Annotated in this window: 10 protein-coding genes and 1 pseudogene; 5 read left to right on the forward strand and 6 right to left on the reverse strand. The window is 73.1% G+C overall.

Annotated features, from left to right (window positions below; all coding sequences use genetic code 11):
- Position 1: 1 nt before the first annotated feature.
- Complete coding sequence (locus tag ABFY03_RS34105) at positions 2-994, reverse strand: alpha/beta hydrolase (RefSeq protein WP_346171780.1); 993 nt, start codon at positions 992-994, stop codon at positions 2-4.
- Positions 991-2,055, reverse strand: coding sequence for an AraC-like ligand-binding domain-containing protein (locus ABFY03_RS34110; protein ID WP_428838200.1), 1,065 nt, complete (start codon positions 2,053-2,055; stop codon positions 991-993). Before ABFY03_RS34110 ends, ABFY03_RS34105 begins: the two co-directional genes overlap by 4 nt.
- 251 nt (positions 2,056-2,306) lie before the next feature.
- Between ABFY03_RS34110 and ABFY03_RS34115 the strand changes: the two genes are divergently transcribed.
- Entirely contained in the window at positions 2,307-2,798 is a 492-nt protein-coding gene (locus ABFY03_RS34115; protein ID WP_319009907.1) for a MarR family winged helix-turn-helix transcriptional regulator, read from the forward strand.
- Positions 2,799-3,019: 221 nt separating this feature from the next.
- Positions 3,020-5,092, forward strand: coding sequence for an MMPL family transporter (locus tag ABFY03_RS34120; protein ID WP_346171782.1), 2,073 nt, complete (start codon positions 3,020-3,022; stop codon positions 5,090-5,092).
- 2 nt (positions 5,093-5,094) lie between these two features.
- On the opposite strand, the gene ABFY03_RS34125 is transcribed toward ABFY03_RS34120, so the two are convergent.
- Entirely contained in the window at positions 5,095-6,774 is a 1,680-nt protein-coding gene (locus ABFY03_RS34125) for an FAD-dependent monooxygenase family protein (protein ID WP_386723510.1), read from the reverse strand.
- A pseudogene (locus ABFY03_RS37985) lies at positions 6,763-6,990 on the reverse strand (FHA domain-containing protein); the annotation flags it as partial. The pseudogene ABFY03_RS37985 and the gene ABFY03_RS34125, both read right to left, overlap by 12 nt.
- A gap of 215 nt (positions 6,991-7,205) precedes the next feature.
- Between ABFY03_RS37985 and ABFY03_RS34130 the strand changes: the two are divergent.
- Together ABFY03_RS34130 and ABFY03_RS34135 are read left to right on the forward strand one after the other, a co-directional pair.
- On the forward strand, positions 7,206-7,667 hold the full coding sequence (locus ABFY03_RS34130; protein WP_346171783.1) for an NlpC/P60 family protein: 462 nt from the start codon (positions 7,206-7,208) through the stop codon (positions 7,665-7,667).
- 324 nt (positions 7,668-7,991) lie between these two features.
- Positions 7,992-9,743 carry a glycoside hydrolase family 35 protein gene (locus ABFY03_RS34135; RefSeq protein WP_346171784.1) on the forward strand — a complete coding sequence of 584 codons (1,752 nt, stop codon included), beginning with the start codon at positions 7,992-7,994 and terminating at the stop codon, positions 9,741-9,743.
- Positions 9,744-9,811: 68 nt separating this feature from the next.
- Here ABFY03_RS34135 and ABFY03_RS34140 read toward each other — a convergent pair whose 3' ends face one another.
- Both ABFY03_RS34140 and ABFY03_RS34145 read right to left on the reverse strand, forming a co-directional pair.
- Entirely contained in the window at positions 9,812-12,250 is a 2,439-nt protein-coding gene (locus ABFY03_RS34140; RefSeq protein WP_346171785.1) for an RICIN domain-containing protein, read from the reverse strand.
- A gap of 81 nt (positions 12,251-12,331) precedes the next feature.
- Positions 12,332-13,768 (reverse strand): RICIN domain-containing protein, encoded by a 1,437-nt coding sequence (locus tag ABFY03_RS34145; protein ID WP_346171786.1) that lies wholly within the window; start codon positions 13,766-13,768, stop codon positions 12,332-12,334.
- Between the two features lie 371 nt (positions 13,769-14,139).
- On the opposite strand from ABFY03_RS34145, the gene ABFY03_RS34150 reads away from it, so the two are divergent.
- Positions 14,140-15,123: a LacI family DNA-binding transcriptional regulator gene (locus tag ABFY03_RS34150; protein WP_346172350.1), complete on the forward strand. Its 984-nt coding sequence runs from the start codon at positions 14,140-14,142 to the stop codon at positions 15,121-15,123.
- The last annotated feature ends 39 nt before the right edge of the window (positions 15,124-15,162 follow it).

Raw genomic sequence — 15,162 nt, forward strand, 5'->3', positions numbered from 1 at the left:
CTCAGCCGCGGCGCCGGTGCAGGGCGACGTGCACGGTGTCGAGGGCCTGGACGAGGGCGGCGCGGGCGGAGTCCGTGTCGCGGAGCGGATCCAGCACCATGAAGCCGTGGACGGTCCCGTGGTAGCGCAGGGCGACCACCGGTACGCCGGCCGCCCGGAGCCTCGCCGCGTACGCCTCGCCCTCGTCGCGCGCCACGTCGGCGTCGCCGGTGACCACCAGCGCCGGCGGCAGCCCGGCGAGCTGTTCCAGGGACGCCCTCAGGGGTGACGCGGTGACCTGGCTCCGCTGCCGCACGTCGGGCAGGTACTGGTCCCAGAACCAGCGCATGGTCGCGCCCCCGAGGAAGGATCCGGTGGCGAACTCCCGGTACGACGGCGTGTCGCAGCCGGCGTCGGTGACCGGGCAGAGCAGCACCTGCTGGAGCAGCCGGACCCCGCCGCGCTCCTTGGCGAGCAGGGTCAGCGCCGCCACCAGGTTGCCGCCCGTCGAGTCGCCCACGGCGGCCATCCGGCTGCCGTCCAGGCCGATGTCACCGCCCCGCTCGCAGACCCATTTCGCGACGGCGTAGCACTGCTCGACGGCCACCGGATACCGCGCCTCGGGGGCGCGCGCGTACTCGACGAACACCACGGCCGCGTCCGCGCCGAGGGCGAACGCGCGCGCCAGACGGGCATGGGTGTCGGCGTCGCCGAGAACCCACCCGAGGCCGTGCAGGTACAGCACGACGGGGATCTCGCCGACGCTGTCGGCCGGCCTGACCACCCGCACCCGTACGTGACCGGTCGGCCCTCCCGGCAGGGCCAGCCACTCCGTGGAGACGGCCTCCTCCTCGCGCGGGTCGGGCTCGTCCGAGCCCTGGAGACGCGCGAAGTCCAGCCGGGCCTGCCGCGGATCCCGGTCGGGGGCCGCCGGCGGGCAGGTGTGCCGGGAGACGAAGGCCAGCGTGGCGTGGTCCAGGACGGGGCGAGACGACGGGGGGACGAACTCGGTCACCCGGAGTCTCCCGCCGGCGCGGGACCGGCCGCGTGCCGGCCGGCAGCGGGGACTCGGGCGGGAAGCCCCGACGCCGGAGCGGCCCCCGTGGCTCCCGCGCGATCGTCCTCGGCGGTGCGCAGGGCGCGCCATTCCCGGGGGGAGACGCCGTAGGCGGCGCGGAAGGAGCGGCTGAAGTGGGCCGGGCTGACGAAGCCCCACCTCTGGGCCACGGCGGACACGGTGGGCGTCGTCCCGCCGCGGCGGCCCAGTTCACGGCCGCACTCCTCCAGGCGCCGTTGCCGGATGAACCGGCTGACCGTGGTCCCCTCGCCCTCGAACAGCCGGTGCAGGTACCGGACGGAGATCCGGTGCGCCCGGGCGATGCCCTCCGGTGACAGGTCCGGGTCGCCCAGGTTCCGGTTGATGTGGTCGCGGACGCGGCGCACCAGATGGCTCGGGGCGTCCGCGACCGCGCCGCCCGGATGGGCCCGCTCGGTGATCAGGGTGGCGAACAGCTCGACGACGTTGCCGGCCAGCCGGTCCGCGACCGCCGGCGGGTAGCGGTCGGCGGGGGAGGAGGCCAGGGTGGCCAGGAACGGGAGCAGCATCGCGCCGAAGCCGTTCCCGGTGCCGATGGCGTTGCCGGTGACCTGCCGGATGTCGCTGTCCGGCACGCCCAGCGTGCGGCGGGGCAGCTGGAAGACGTGCGTGGCGAACCGCCGCGGGTAGTCGAAGGAGTACGGCCGGGTCGTGTCGTACACCACCAGGTCGCCCTCACCCACCTCGGCCCGTCTGCCGTCCTGGACGAAGGTGGCCGTGCCGGACGTCTGGACACCGACCGCCACCAGCGGCGCGGACGACCTGGCGATGAGCGCCGGCGTGCGGCTGACCCGCCCCGCGTCGGCCTCCACGGTGGAGACCTGGAGGTAGGCGAGACGGCTGGTGGCGATCCGGCCGTCGAACGGCCCGACGCCCCGGGGGGCGACCTCCATCGGCACCAGCGCCCTGCTCACCGCGTCGTTCCAGTACTCCACCTTGTCCCGGTCCGGCACGGAGGCGGTCGTCATCACCACGCTCAATTTCTCTCCGCTCAGGGGAAGTCGCTCCGGGGAAGTCGCTCCGGGCTGTCACGCACGCGAACGGCCCGCCGCGCCGATCCGGAAGAGGACCGCCGGTTTTCCGCCCGCACCACCAGCCAAGCAGCGGGCCCGTTCCGCCTCCAGGCAGAACCACAGGCAGGAATCGGCACTGCCTGTTCGCCGGAGGCGCCGGAAGCGGAGAAGGACGGGGTGATGCGACGCGAGGCCGGGCCGCGGCATAGGCTGGTCCGGTGAACGAGGGGAACGTCGAGGCGGCTGCGGCCCGCACCGCGGACAGCGGTGCCCGGCAGAGGTTCGGGGTGGCCCTGCGGCGGATGCTCGGCGAGATGAACCGTCTGGTCCACGGCTTCGCCCTCGAGCAGAAGCTCCACCCGACCGACATCCACGCGCTCTCGTTCGTGATGGACAGTTCCGGCGCGGCCACCCCGGGCATGCTCAGGGAGCACCTCGGTCTGACGTCCGGTGCCGTGACGGCGTGCCTCGACAGGCTGGAGAAGGCGGGCCACATCCGGCGCAGCAGGGCGGACGACGACCGCAGGGTCGTCCGCATCCACTACGACGAGGGCGCGCGGTCGGTGGCCCGCGCCTACTTCATGCCGCTCGCGCAGGCGGCCGACCGTGCGAGCGGCCGTTTCAGCGACGACGAGCTCGCGACCGTGCTGAGGTACCTGGACGCGCTCAACGACGAACTCGGCGAGCTGCGCGTTCCGCCGCGGACCTGACCCGCACCCCCCCGCGGACCTGACCCGCACCCGCCCGCGGACCTGACCCGCACCCATCTGCGCACCTGACCCGTGGCCCGGCGGCCGCGTCGCCGAGGGCGCCTTCCTCCGCATCCGTTCGGCGTGCAGGGGGCGAAGACTCGACACCGATACCCGACGTGTTTCAATATCTCTCGATCATTGAGATTGTTAATCATCGAGAGAGAAGCCTGGGGGCCTCCATGTCCACACCCGCACGGTGGGCGAGCAGACTGCTGCCGCTTCTGGTCCTTGTCGTCTGGCTGGCCGTGGGAGGCGGCCTCGGCCCCTACGCCGGCAAGCTCGGCGAGGTGTCGACCAACGACCAGGCCGCCTTCCTGCCGCGCAGCGCGGAGTCGACGCAGGTGCTGCGGGCGCAGGAGGCGTTCCGCCAGGAAGAGACCCTCCCCGCCCTGGTCGTCTGGACCGCCGAGGGCGGCGGCGCCGTCGACCCTGCGGCGCGGGAAGCCGCCACGCGGGCGCTGGCGTCGCTCAAGGGCGCCGAGGGCGTCGTCGGCGCCCCCTCCCCGGCGCTTCCGTCGGCGGACGGCGAAGCCCTGCGGGGCATCGTCCAGCTCCGCCCGGACCTCGGCGACGACCTGACCGCGGTGCTCGGGAAGGTCGACGCGGCAGCCTCCGCCGTACCGGGCACCGAGACCTGGCTGGCCGGCCCCGCGGCCACCCAGGCGGACCTCGGCGACGCCTTCTCGGGCATCGACGGTCTGCTCCTCGTCGTCGCCCTGGTGACGGTCCTGGTCATCCTGCTGCTGGTCTACCGCAGCGTGCTGCTCCCGCTCGTGATCATCGTGGGCGCGGTGTTCGCCCTCGGCCTGGCCTGCGCCGTCGTGTACGTCCTGGCGGACAACGACGTCGTACGGGTCGACGGCCAGGTCCAGGGCATCCTGTCCATCCTCGTCATCGGCGCGGCGACGGACTACGCCCTGCTGCTCGCCGCCCGCTACCGCGAGGAGCTCGGCGCGCGGGACGGCGACCGGATCCCGGCCATGCGCGCCGCGCTCCGGCAGTCCTTCGGGCCGATCGTGGCCAGCGCCGCGACGGTCGCGCTCGGCCTGCTCGCCCTGCTGTTCAGCGACCTCACCAACAACCGGGCCCTCGGCCCCGTCGGTGCCATCGGGATCGTCTGCGCGGTCCTCAGCGCCGTGACCTTCCTCCCCGCCGTCCTGGTGCTGCTCGGACGGGCGGCCTACTGGCCGGCCCGGCCCAAGGCGGCGGCCGGGGCCGAGGCGCACCGGGTCTGGCACAAGGTCGCGGGGCTCGTCGACCGCGCGCCGCGCAAGGTCTGGGCGGGCTCCCTCGCCGCCCTCCTCGCCTGTGCGGCCTTCTCCTTCTCGCTCGACTCGAAGGGCGTCCCGCTCGACGAGATCTTCGTCAAGGACGCTCCCTCCGTCGCCGCCCAGGCGCGGCTCGGCGAACACTTCCCGGGCGGCGCCGGCAACCCGGTCGTGGTCATCGCCGACGCCGGGGCCGCCGAGCGGGTGCGCACCGCCGCCGAGGGCGTCGAGGGGGCCGACTCCGCGGCCGTGTACACGGTCCCCGGCACGACGCGGCCGGTCGTCGCCGACGGCCGCGTCCGCATCGACGTCACGCTCGCGGACTCCGCGGACTCCGACGCCGCCAAGGACACCGTGGCCCGGCTGCGGAGCACCCTGCACGCCGTGCCCGGAGCCGAGGCCCTGGTCGGCGGATACACCGCCCAGCAGTACGACACCCGCCTCACGGCCGAGCGCGACCGGCAGCTCATCATCCCGGTCGTGCTCGCGATCATCCTGGTGATCCTGGTCGGCCTGCTGCGCTCGCTGCTGCTGCCGCTGCTCCTGGTGGCCACGGTGGCGCTCAACTTCGTGGCCACGCTCGGCGTCTCCGCCCTGGTCTTCGAGCACGTCTTCGGATTCACCGGCACCGACTCCGCGGTGCCCCTCTACGGCTTCGTCTTCCTCGTCGCCCTCGGCGTCGACTACAACATCTTCCTGATGTCGCGCGTGCGCGAGGAGACGGAGCTGCACGGCACGCGCGAGGGCGTCCGCCGGGGCCTGATCGCCACCGGCGGGGTCATCACCTCCGCCGGTGTCGTCCTGGCGGCCACGTTCGCCGCGCTCGGTGTCATCCCGCTGGCGTTCCTGGTGCAGATCGCGTTCATCGTCGCGTTCGGCGTCCTGCTCGACACGCTCGTGGTGCGGTCGCTGCTGGTTCCGGCGCTGGTGCGGGACATCGGACCGGTCGTGTGGTGGCCGGGGGCGCTGCGCCACCGGCCGTAGGGTCAGGAGACGGCCGGGGCCCTCGGCGCGGTGGACGGCGGGTCCTGGCGGTAGAAGATGTCGATGTCGACCTCCTCGCCGCCGACGATCAGGGTGTCCCACGCGCCGCTCTCCCACAGCGTGCGCAGGGTCGAGGAGTTCAGCGAGCGCAGGTGCTCGCGGAGGGTCGCGTCGTCGGGCATGCCGGGGAGGCGGGACGACAGGCGGTCGCGGATCGAGCGCAGCCGTTCCATCAGGGCGTCGGTGTCCGCCTCCCGGTCGAGCTCCTTCCCCTCCCACTCCTCGATGCTCCGGGCGATCTTCTCCTTGATCGGGCGGCTGACGCCGTTCTCGTCCGTGGTGATCATGGTGTTCCAGGCGCGGCTCTTGTGCCGGTACTGGAGCATCGACATCGCCGCCTCGTGGCGCGCGAAGTCGGCGTCGCGGAACGGGCGGCCCGTCCAGGCCCCGTCGAGGGACCGGGCCAGCGAGATCGCCGAACCCAGGCCGCTGTTGAGGCCGCGGCCGGGCCAGAAGTGGATGGCGTTGGCGGCGTCGCCGAGGAGGAAGCCGTACGTCCCCGGGGAGGTCGCCGTGGCGGGGTGCAGCCGGGTGGTGAACCGGGGCCGCTGCACCATGTCGAGCCGGAAGGCGGTGACGGCGCTCAGGTCCCGCTCGGCGACGCCGAACAGCGCGAGCCCCTCCAGCACCCGCCGCCACAGCGCCGAACCCCGGACCATGGCGGGCAGGAAGAGCGTGCTGTGCGTCGAGCACTGGAAGTCGCCGTGGTCGTCGCGCCCCATCACGCACGGGCGGGAGGCGATGCACTCCTCGAAGACGTGCCGCACCGGATCGATGCCGACGACTTCCGCGGCCTCGGCGTCGGTGAGCCGCATGTTCAGGAATCCCTCGCCGCGCAGGGCGTTGAGGAGAAATCGGTTCTGGGCGACGGTCAGCAGGACCGTCATGGGATCCGTGAGATTCGACTTCACGCGCAGGCCGAGGACGACGTCCTGAATGTGCTCGCCGTGCAGCGAGTAGATCGACTTGTCGGCGCTGCCGAACCTGTCGGCGAAATACTCCCGGGTACGGGACCGGCCGCCCTCGCAGATGGCGAGCACGTGCGGCCGCGCCCCGGAATTCCGGTGCTCCTCCGGGTCGAAGGCGGAGGGGACCAGCCGGATGCGGTCCGGCTTCTCGTTCGCGAGGTCGAGGAGCGTGTCCTCGATGTAGGCGATCCGGAGGTTCCGCGGGCTGTGGCCGCGGATCGAGTCGGGGCCGACCGGCCACATCTCGGTGAACGCGTCGCCGCGGAAGAGCCGCCGCTGCACCTCCTCGGGGAGGTTCAGGTACTGGCGGCTCTGCACCGTGACGACCTGCTGCCGGCGGACGTTGCCCTGGCTCTCGTCCTTCCACACCACCCTCGGCCCGTCCTGGGTCCAGCGGCCGTCGTAGACGGTGAGGGCGACGCGGCGCCCCATGAGGTGTTCCAGGAGCAGCGCGAAACTCAGGCCGACGGGACCGCCGCCCGAGACCGTGACCTCCAGCACCGGCCCCGCCGCCAGGGTCGCGGGCGAGGAGGGGACGAGCGGGCGCAGGACGGAGAGGTCGAGGATGGTCTCCATCGCGTCGGCCGCCTCGAACCGGAACGTCTCCGCGCCGATCTCGATGAGATCTCCGGGCTGCAGTTCGTGGGAGGTCACGCGCGTCCCGTTGATACGCGTCCCATTACTGCTGCCGCTGTCGTACAGCACGAATCCATGGCCTTCGCGGCGCACTTCGGCGTGAAAGCGTGAAACGTTCTCGCCGACTATCACTATGCTGTTGTCGCCGTTGCGGCCCAGCGTCACCGGTGTGGTGCCGATCGGGAACTGCTGTCCAGCCAGGGAGCCTTGATGGCCGACAAGCCGAGGAGGCATGGTTCACCCAATTCCATAAGAGTCACGGATCCGATGACGAAGGGCGAAGTCGCGCGGGGCAATCTTAGGGCGGCCCCGACGCCGCTGAGAAGGCGTGCGGACCGACTGATCATCACGCCGTGTCGATTCCGTGAAGATGTCACGGGAAGTGCCCGGCAGGGTCCGCGGAATCGTTTGGGAAAGGTGGGACCAGAATGACGCGAGAGGCGTTTTCCGTGGAATCCGGGTCCCGGTGCGACGGCGGGGCGGATGCGCTCGTCTCCCGTCTGCCGGCGGGATTCTGGGCGGTCCGCTACGAGGGCTCGCGCTACCCGGGCTCCGCCGCCGTGGCCGCCCGGCCGGGGCTCGCGGCGGGCGCCAACTGCCAGGTGTTCGCGTACGAGGTGCTCCGGCACTTCGGTCTGACGCCTCCGGAGCTGCGCTCCTCGGAGCTGTGGGAGGACACGGCGTCCACCGTCCGCGTGCCGGTCGCCCGCCCGCTCGACCTGCTCCTGTACAACGCCACCGACGACGCCTACGGCGCCCACGTCGGGGTGAGCGTCGGCGGCGAGGGGATCCTGCACCTCTGCGCGGAGGTGGGGCGCCCGGTGGTCTGGCGCCCGGAGGACTTCGCGGCGCGCGAGCGCTACCGCGTGCTGCTCGGCGCCAAGCGGGTCCTCCCGCCCCGGACGGCCTGACCGCGCCGGAAGCTCCCGGAGGGTGTGCTGGGAGCGTAAACACCGGACGCGGTCGCTGCTGAGTGCCCCCTGCCCGCCCCGACGTCCCCTGCCGCGCCGTCGGATGCCGGCGTGGACGCCCTGCCGCCCGATTACGGGTGAATCGTTCCGTATGCCGCTCGGTGAACTTCGCTGAGAGGTGCCACCCGTCCTGTGTCGAGGCTTGCCAGGGCAGCTATGTTCACGCAAACATGACGGGGTCGGGCCCGTCGCGCCCGCGGCGGGCCCACCCCGTTCCCGCAGGACACACCCCCAGCCGCACCCCCAGCACAGGAGCAACCGCACATGCCTCTCCTTCAGATCGACGAGGGCGGCTTCACCCTCGACGGCGCACCGTTTCGGCTCCTGTCCGGCGGTCTGCACTACTTCCGCGTCCACCCCGACCAGTGGGCGGACCGGCTGCGCAAGGCCCGGCTGATGGGCCTCAACACCATCGAGACGTACGTCCCCTGGAACCTCCACCAGCCGAGACCCGGCCGCTTCGTGCTGGACGGCGGCCTCGACCTGCCCCGGTTCCTCGACCTCGCCGCCGCCGAGGGCCTGTACGTCCTGCTCCGCCCCGGGCCGTACATCTGCGCCGAATGGGAGGGCGGCGGCCTCCCCTCCTGGCTGCTCGCCGAGCCGGACATGCGGCTCCGCTCCCGCGACCCCCGGTTCCTCGCCGCGGTCGACGACTACCTCGACCGGCTCCTCACCCCCCTCCGGCCGTACCTCGCCACCCAGGGCGGACCCGTCCTCGCCGTCCAGGTGGAGAACGAGTACGGCGCCTACGGCGACGACACCGCCTACCTGGAGCACCTCGCCGACTCGCTGCGCCGCTGCGGCGTCGACGTGCCCCTCTTCACCTGCGACCAGCCGGCCGACCTGGAGCGCGGCGCGCTGCCCGGCGTCCTCGCCACCGTCAACTTCGGCAGCCGGTCCGCCGCACACCTGGCCGGGCTCCGCGCCGTGAGGCCCGAAGCCCCGCTGATGACCACGGAGTTCTGGATCGGCTGGTTCGACCGCTGGGGCGCGCACCACGTCGTCCGCGACCCCGACCAGGCCGCCCGCGAGCTCGACGAACTGCTCGCCACCGGCGCCTCCGTCAACTTCTACATGTTCCACGGCGGCACCAACTTCGGCTTCACCAACGGCGCCAACGACAAGCACACCTACCGCCCCACCGTCACCTCCTACGACTACGACGCTCCGCTCGACGAGGCCGGCGACCCGACCCCGAAGTACGCCGCCTTCCGTGACGTGATCGCCAAGTACGCGCCCGTGCCCGAGGGTCCCGTCCCGCCCGTCGGCACCAAGCTCGCCCCGCGGACCGTGGCCCTGACCGGCACCGCCGGGCTCCGTGAGCACGCCGCCCTGCTGGGCACGGCCGTCGAGGCGAGCCGCCCCCTGGCCATGGAGGAACTGGAGCAGGACTTCGGCTTCGTCCTCTACGAGACCGCCCTGCCCGTGAAGGGCCCGGCCCTCCTGGAGTTCGAGCGCGTCCGGGACCGGGCGCAGGTCTTCGTCGACGGACAGCCCGTGGGCGTCCTGGAGCGGGAGAACCACGAGCACGCCCTCGCCTTCACCGTCCCCCGGGCCGGCTGCACGCTCACCGTGCTGGTCGAGAACCAGGGCCGGGTCAACTACGGGGAGGGCGTCCACGACCGCAAGGGCCTCCTCGGGAAGGTCCTCCTGGACGGCGCCGAACTCGCCGGATGGAGCAGCCGTCCGCTCCCGCTCACCTCCCTCGACGCCCTCCCCTTCGCCGCGTCCGCCGCGACCCCCGTCGGCCCGGCCTTCCACCGGGGCACCTTCGAGGTGACCGAGCCGGCCGACGCCTTCCTGCACCTCGACGGCTGGACCAAGGGCAACGCCTGGATCAACGGCTTCGCGCTCGGCCGATACTGGTCCCGGGGCCCCCAGCGCTCCCTGTACGTGCCGGCGCCGGTCCTGCGCCCCGGGACGAACGAGGTCGTCGTGCTGGAGCTGCACGCCGCGCACCGCGCCCGCACGGTCGATCTCCGCGACGCGCCCGACCTCGGACCCACCGAGGAATAGCCCCCACCGGCGGCGCGCGGAAGAGCCGGGCTCCGACCCTCCGGTCGGAGCCCGGCTCGCGCGCGTCCTCAGCCCAGCCGGAGCTGCTGGGCCGTCGTCCCGTCGCAGGTCCGCTGGACGACCGGCGCGCCGGCCGAGGTCGAGCCGTCGCGGACCGCCAGGCACCGGGCGCTGTGCCGGGCCGTCAGCGTGACGTGTCCGTCCCCGGTGCTCCGGACCGCCCATTCCTGGTTCCGGCCGCCGTTGCAGGCGTACTGGAACACCTCGGCGCCCTCGGCCGTGGACAGCCCGCTCACGTCGAGGCACTTGCCGCTGTGGCGGGCGACGACGGTCACGTACCCGCCGCCGGTGGGCCGGAGCGACCACTGCTGGTTGGTGCCGCCGTTGCAGCCGTACTGGACGACGGCCACGCCGTCCTGCGTACCCGCGCCGCTCACGTCGAGACACTGGGAGCTGTGCCGCAGGACCAGGGGCCGCCAGACGTCCGGGGCCGTGGCGGGGAAGGTCCAGGACTGGTTGGCGCCGGTCGTCGGCCGGTGGACCCCCACGGGCGCGCCGTCGGCGGTGGAGGCGCCGGTGACGTCCAGGAGCGTGCCGGCGGCCACGTTGACGAGCGTGTGGTGGCCGTCGCCGGTGGTCGAACGCATCCACTGCTGGGCCGTGGACGAGCCCGGCGACGCCAGGCCGAGGACCCCGTCGGACACGGAGAGCGCCTTGCCGGTCCTGGTGTTGGTCACGCGGTACGCGGCGGTGCTGCCCCAGTCGGCGGCGGACACCTTGGTGAAGGTCCACTGCTGGGCGGTGTCCGCCGCGGCGGCGGTCTGCTGGACGAGGGCGCTGCGCCCGCCCGAGGTGGCGACGGCCAGCGCCTTGCCGCTGTGGTCGTTGCGGAGGAGGCGGGGCATGCCCGTGGGCGCGACCGACGCGGCCGCGTCCACGCCGCCGACCGTGGGCAGGACGAAGGTGGTGACCGAGCCGGGGCCGACGGTGGCCTTCAGCGTCCGGCCGGTGACGGCGGCGTCGGCCTCCCGCAGGAGGTTCTTGCCGGCGTCGGTCGTCCACCGCTCGACGGGGCCGTCCGCCGCCGTCGCGAAGCCGTCGAGGTTCAGGGTGACGTCACGCGGGACGCCGGTCGGATTGGTGTGGACGACGACCACGCCCGCGCCGCCGGGGCGCACCGCGGCCAGCGTCTCCGGGTCGTCGGTGGCCATGATCCGCGCACCGGGGCGGACGAAGCGGCTGTACTGGGCCATCGCCCAGTACTTCTTGTTGGTGCGCAGCGGCTCGGTGGCCGGGTCCTCGGGCGTGAAGTCGGTCTGGATCAGGCCCCAGTTGGAGTTCTCGCGGCCGGGCGTCATGTTCTCGTAGTCCTCGACCGCCTGCCACAGGACCCAGGCGCGCGGCTCCAGTTCGCGGATGTCGTCGTTGATCCGCCGGGCCAGGTCGAGTGCCGGGCTCATGTCGGTGAAGCTCTGCGGGACGCTGCCGCCGAGATCGACCTCCGACATCCACAGCGGAGTCGCCTCGCCCTTGGCGATGTCCCGCACGCCGGTGCGGCCGTTCGTCCCGTACGTGTGGGTGTTGAGCCGGCCCACGGCGGCCCGGACGGCGGGGGCGTACGACTCCCAGTTCGAGCGGAACCTCCCGGGGTTGGTCTCGTCCATCGCGGCGATGGGGGTCCGCAGTCCGGCGGCGTCGAGCGCGGACCGCAGCGTCGTGATCATCCGGGCCTGGGAGGCCGGGTCCCAGTGCGAGCCCTCCTGCCGGCCGCCGGCGCGCCAGTAGTCCGTGTCGGGCTCGTTGACGGGGGAGAGGGAGTCGAAGGTGACGCCGGTCGCGGCCTGGGCCCGCCGGAGCGCGCCGGTCAGATAGGCGGCGAAGCGTTCGTACTGGTCGGAGCGGAGGTTGTCCTTCCAGGGGTCGACCGCTCCCGAGACCAGCCCGCTCTCGGTCATGAAGTACGGCGCCGAGTTGGAGAACGCCTCGAAGGTCGTGGCGCCGCGCGCCTTGGCGGCGGTGAGCCACCAGCGCTGGTTCGCGTCGGCGTCCGGGTTCCAGTGGCCCGGGTCGGCCGGGTTCCACCAGTCCGGTGACTCGGGGCCGGGCCGGTTCCAGTAGCCGGGGATGTCCGCGCCGGGCCGCATGTAGGGAGCGGTCTCGGGGCTGTCGCCGCCCCCGATGTTGTACCGGGCGATGGTGAGGCCCAGGCCGCCGGAGCCGTACAGGGCGTCGGCGAGCGCCTCGCGCCGCGCGTCCGGCCAGCCGCCGGTGACATGGGCGAACCAGGCCAGGGCGGTGCCCCAGCCCTGGAAGGCCGGCTGCTGGTAGCCGGGGTCGAGGCGGACGGTCAGCGCGGCGGCCGGGGCCTCCGCGGCGCTCGCCGCCGGGGGGACCGGGCCGGCGGCGGTGAAGGCCGTGGCGGCGAGCACGGCGGACGCGCCGAGGGCGGCGGCCCTGCGCGGCAGGCGTGGCCGGGCGGACGTCGGCCGGTGGCGGAGGGGGATCACGGTCTGCTCCTTCGGGGGTGGGGTCCGGTGCCGTGCCCCCGGCCGGCGGCCGGGGGCACGGATGAGGGCGGGATCCGGTGGTCAGACGGCGGAGCGCCGCCACCGCTGGTTGTCGCCCGCGTTGCAGGTCCACTGGTCGAGGGCGGCGCCGTCCCAGCCCGCCCAGTTCGCCACGTCGAGGCACTTGCCGCTGTGCCGGGCGACGAGTTCGACGTACCCGGCCACCGCGGACGTCCGGACCTGCCACTGCTGGGAGGCCGAGCCGTCGCAGGCGCGCTGCACCGCGGCCGCTCCGTCGGCGGTCGAAGCCCCGGCGACGTCCAGGCACTTGCCGCTGTGGCGGGCCACGATCTGGACGTGTCCCGTGCCCAGCTTCTTGAACCAGAAGTGCTGGTTCACCCCGCTGCCGCAGCCCCACTGCACCAGCGGAGCGCCGTCCGACGCGTCGAAGCCCGCCACGTCGGCGCACCTGCCGCTGCTGCGTGCGGCCAGCGTCTCCCAGGGCCCGCTCATGCCGGTGACGGTGCCGGCGGCGGTGTCGACGGTGATCTGCGGCGAGTAGTCCAGGGTCATGGTGGTGGCGGTGGGGAAGAGGAGGGGCAGCCACACGTACTGCGAGTCGTTGACCGTCCCGCCCATGGAGTCGCCCCAGCGGTCCCCCATGTAGAGGTAGTCGGTGCCCTTGGTGCCCTGGACCGGGAGGACGAAGGCGGTCTGGCTGCGGTACGCCGTCCCGTCGCCGACGTCGCGGAGGCCGCTCCAGGTGCCGGTGATACTGCTCGCGGTGGCGTACTTCTGCTGGTTGGGCGACCAGCCGGTGGCGCCGGAGGTGAGCAGGAAGTAGACGTCACCGCGCTTGAACATCGCGGGGGCCTCGCGCCACTGACCGGGCCAGAGGCGCTGGACCCGCGCCTCGACCGCCGTGTAGTCGGGGGTGAGCCGGTAGACGTGCAGGTCGGCGTTCTCGTTGGCGGCGGAGATCATGTAGCCGGTGCCGTCGGTGTCGACGAAGGTCGTGATGTCCCGGGACATGTGGCCGAGGGGGCGGAAGCTGCCGCGCCAGGTGTAGTCGCCGTCCACGGTGGACGAGACGGCGACGGCGGCGCGGGCCTCGCCGTAGTCGGAGCCGTTCTCCTTGTGCATCCACATGACGAACTGGCCGGTGGCGCTGTTGTGGATCACCTTCGGGCGCTCGATGTTGGCCCGGTCGAGTTCGGGGTCGGACGCCTGGGTCAGGACGTGGTTGCGGAACTCCCAGGTCCTCAGGTCGGTGGAGCGGTAGGCGGAGACGTAGCGGAAGGTGTTGTCGGCGTTCCGGTTCTCGCCGAACCAGTAGTAGTACGCACCGACCTTGAGCACGCCGCCGCCGTGCGCGTGCACCGGGTTGCCGGCCGGGTCCGTGAACTGGGTGCCGTTGACGACGGTCACCGGGGCCGCGTGGGCGGTGCCCAGGCCGGTGACGAGGGACAGGAGGAGGGCGCACAGCAGTGCCGCCGTCCCATGGATCGTGAGTCGCATGGAGCGATACCTCGTGAGGATGCGTCGGGCCGGGCGCTCCGCGCCGGCGGCGCGGCGGACGGCCGAGCCGAGGGAACCGGAGCGGACGGGGCGCCGGGGAGGGGGACGGCCTTCGTAGGCCGGAGCACCGTGATCGACGTAATGTTTTCGTAAACACGATGTAGCCGGAAGTCTGGGAGGGGTGCGCGGGCCTGTCAAGGACCCGGACGGAAGCGGCTGATGTTTTGACCGCGCAAGCCTGTTTGCGTCAACATGACTCGATGGGGCACGGCACGCGCGCGGGCCCCGGGAGTCCAGGGAAGGAGCGGTCCGAGGTGGCGGACAAGGTGACGAGGACGCCCCGGTCGCGACCGCCCCGCAAGTGGCCCTCCATGGCGGAGGTCGCGGCGCGGGCCGGCGTCTCCTCCCAGACCGTCTCCCGCGTCGCCAACAACCACGACAACGTCGACGAGACCACCCGCGCCAAGGTGCTGGCCGCGATGCAGGAGCTCGGCTACCGCCCGAACGCGGCGGCCCGCGCCCTGGTCACCGGCAAGTTCGGCGCGATCGGCGTGGTCAGCTTCGACGTCGGCGCGCACGGCAACGCCCGTACGCTCGGCGCCATCGCGGACGCGGCCCGCGAGGCCGGCTTCTCGATCAACTTCATGGGGGTCAGGGCCCAGACCGAGGCCGCCGTCCGGCAGGCGTTCCGCCACCTCATGCTGCAGTCCGTGGACGGCATCGTGCTCGTCGAGTCGCAGATGCTCGACACCCCGTCGCTGCACCTGCCGCCGACGATGCCGGTCGTGGTCGCCGACGGCGCCACCGGCCACGCCTACCCGAACGTCGACTTCGACCAGGCCCGCGGCACCCAGAGCGTCGTCGGCCACCTCCTGGAGCTGGGCCACCGCACCGTCTACCACGTCAGCGGCCCGCACGACTCCTTCGCCGCCCGGCGCCGAGCCGAGGCGTGGGAACGCGCCCTGGTCGCCGCCGGGGCCCCGCTGCGCCCGGTGCTCTACGGGGACTGGACCGCCGAGTCCGGCTATCTCGCCGGCCGTACCCTGGCCCAGATCCCCGACGTCACGGCGGTCTTCGCGGCCAACGACCAGATGGCCCTCGGCGTGCTGCGCGCCCTGCACGAGGCCGGCCGTTCCGTCCCGGGCGAGGTCAGCGTCGCGGGCTTCGACGACGTGCCCGAGGCGCGCTTCTTCGAGCCGCCGCTGACCACCGTCCACCAGGACTTCGACGTGGTGGGCCGGCACTGCGTGACGCTGCTGCTGGAGCAGATCGAGCGCCGCGCCAGCGGTCCCAGGCGGCTCGCCGTGGAGCCCACCCTCGTCGTCCGGGCCAGCACGGCGCCCCCGCCCGCCTGACCGCGGGCCGGCGCCGCCGGGGCCGGCCCCCGCTCCCTC

The organism is Streptomyces roseofulvus (genome assembly GCF_039534915.1).
Taxonomy (GTDB): Bacteria; Actinomycetota; Actinomycetes; order Streptomycetales; family Streptomycetaceae; genus Streptomyces; species Streptomyces roseofulvus.

Coding starts and splice junctions, on each gene's coding strand:
- ABFY03_RS34120 (WP_346171782.1), top strand. CDS start 3,020: ATGTCCACACCCGCACGGTGGGCGAGCAGACTGCTGCCGCTTCTGGTC.
- ABFY03_RS34135 (WP_346171784.1), top strand. CDS start 7,992: ATGCCTCTCCTTCAGATCGACGAGGGCGGCTTCACCCTCGACGGCGCA.
- ABFY03_RS34145 (WP_346171786.1), bottom strand. CDS start 13,768: ATGCGACTCACGATCCATGGGACGGCGGCACTGCTGTGCGCCCTCCTC.
- ABFY03_RS34150 (WP_346172350.1), top strand. CDS start 14,140: ATGGCGGAGGTCGCGGCGCGGGCCGGCGTCTCCTCCCAGACCGTCTCC.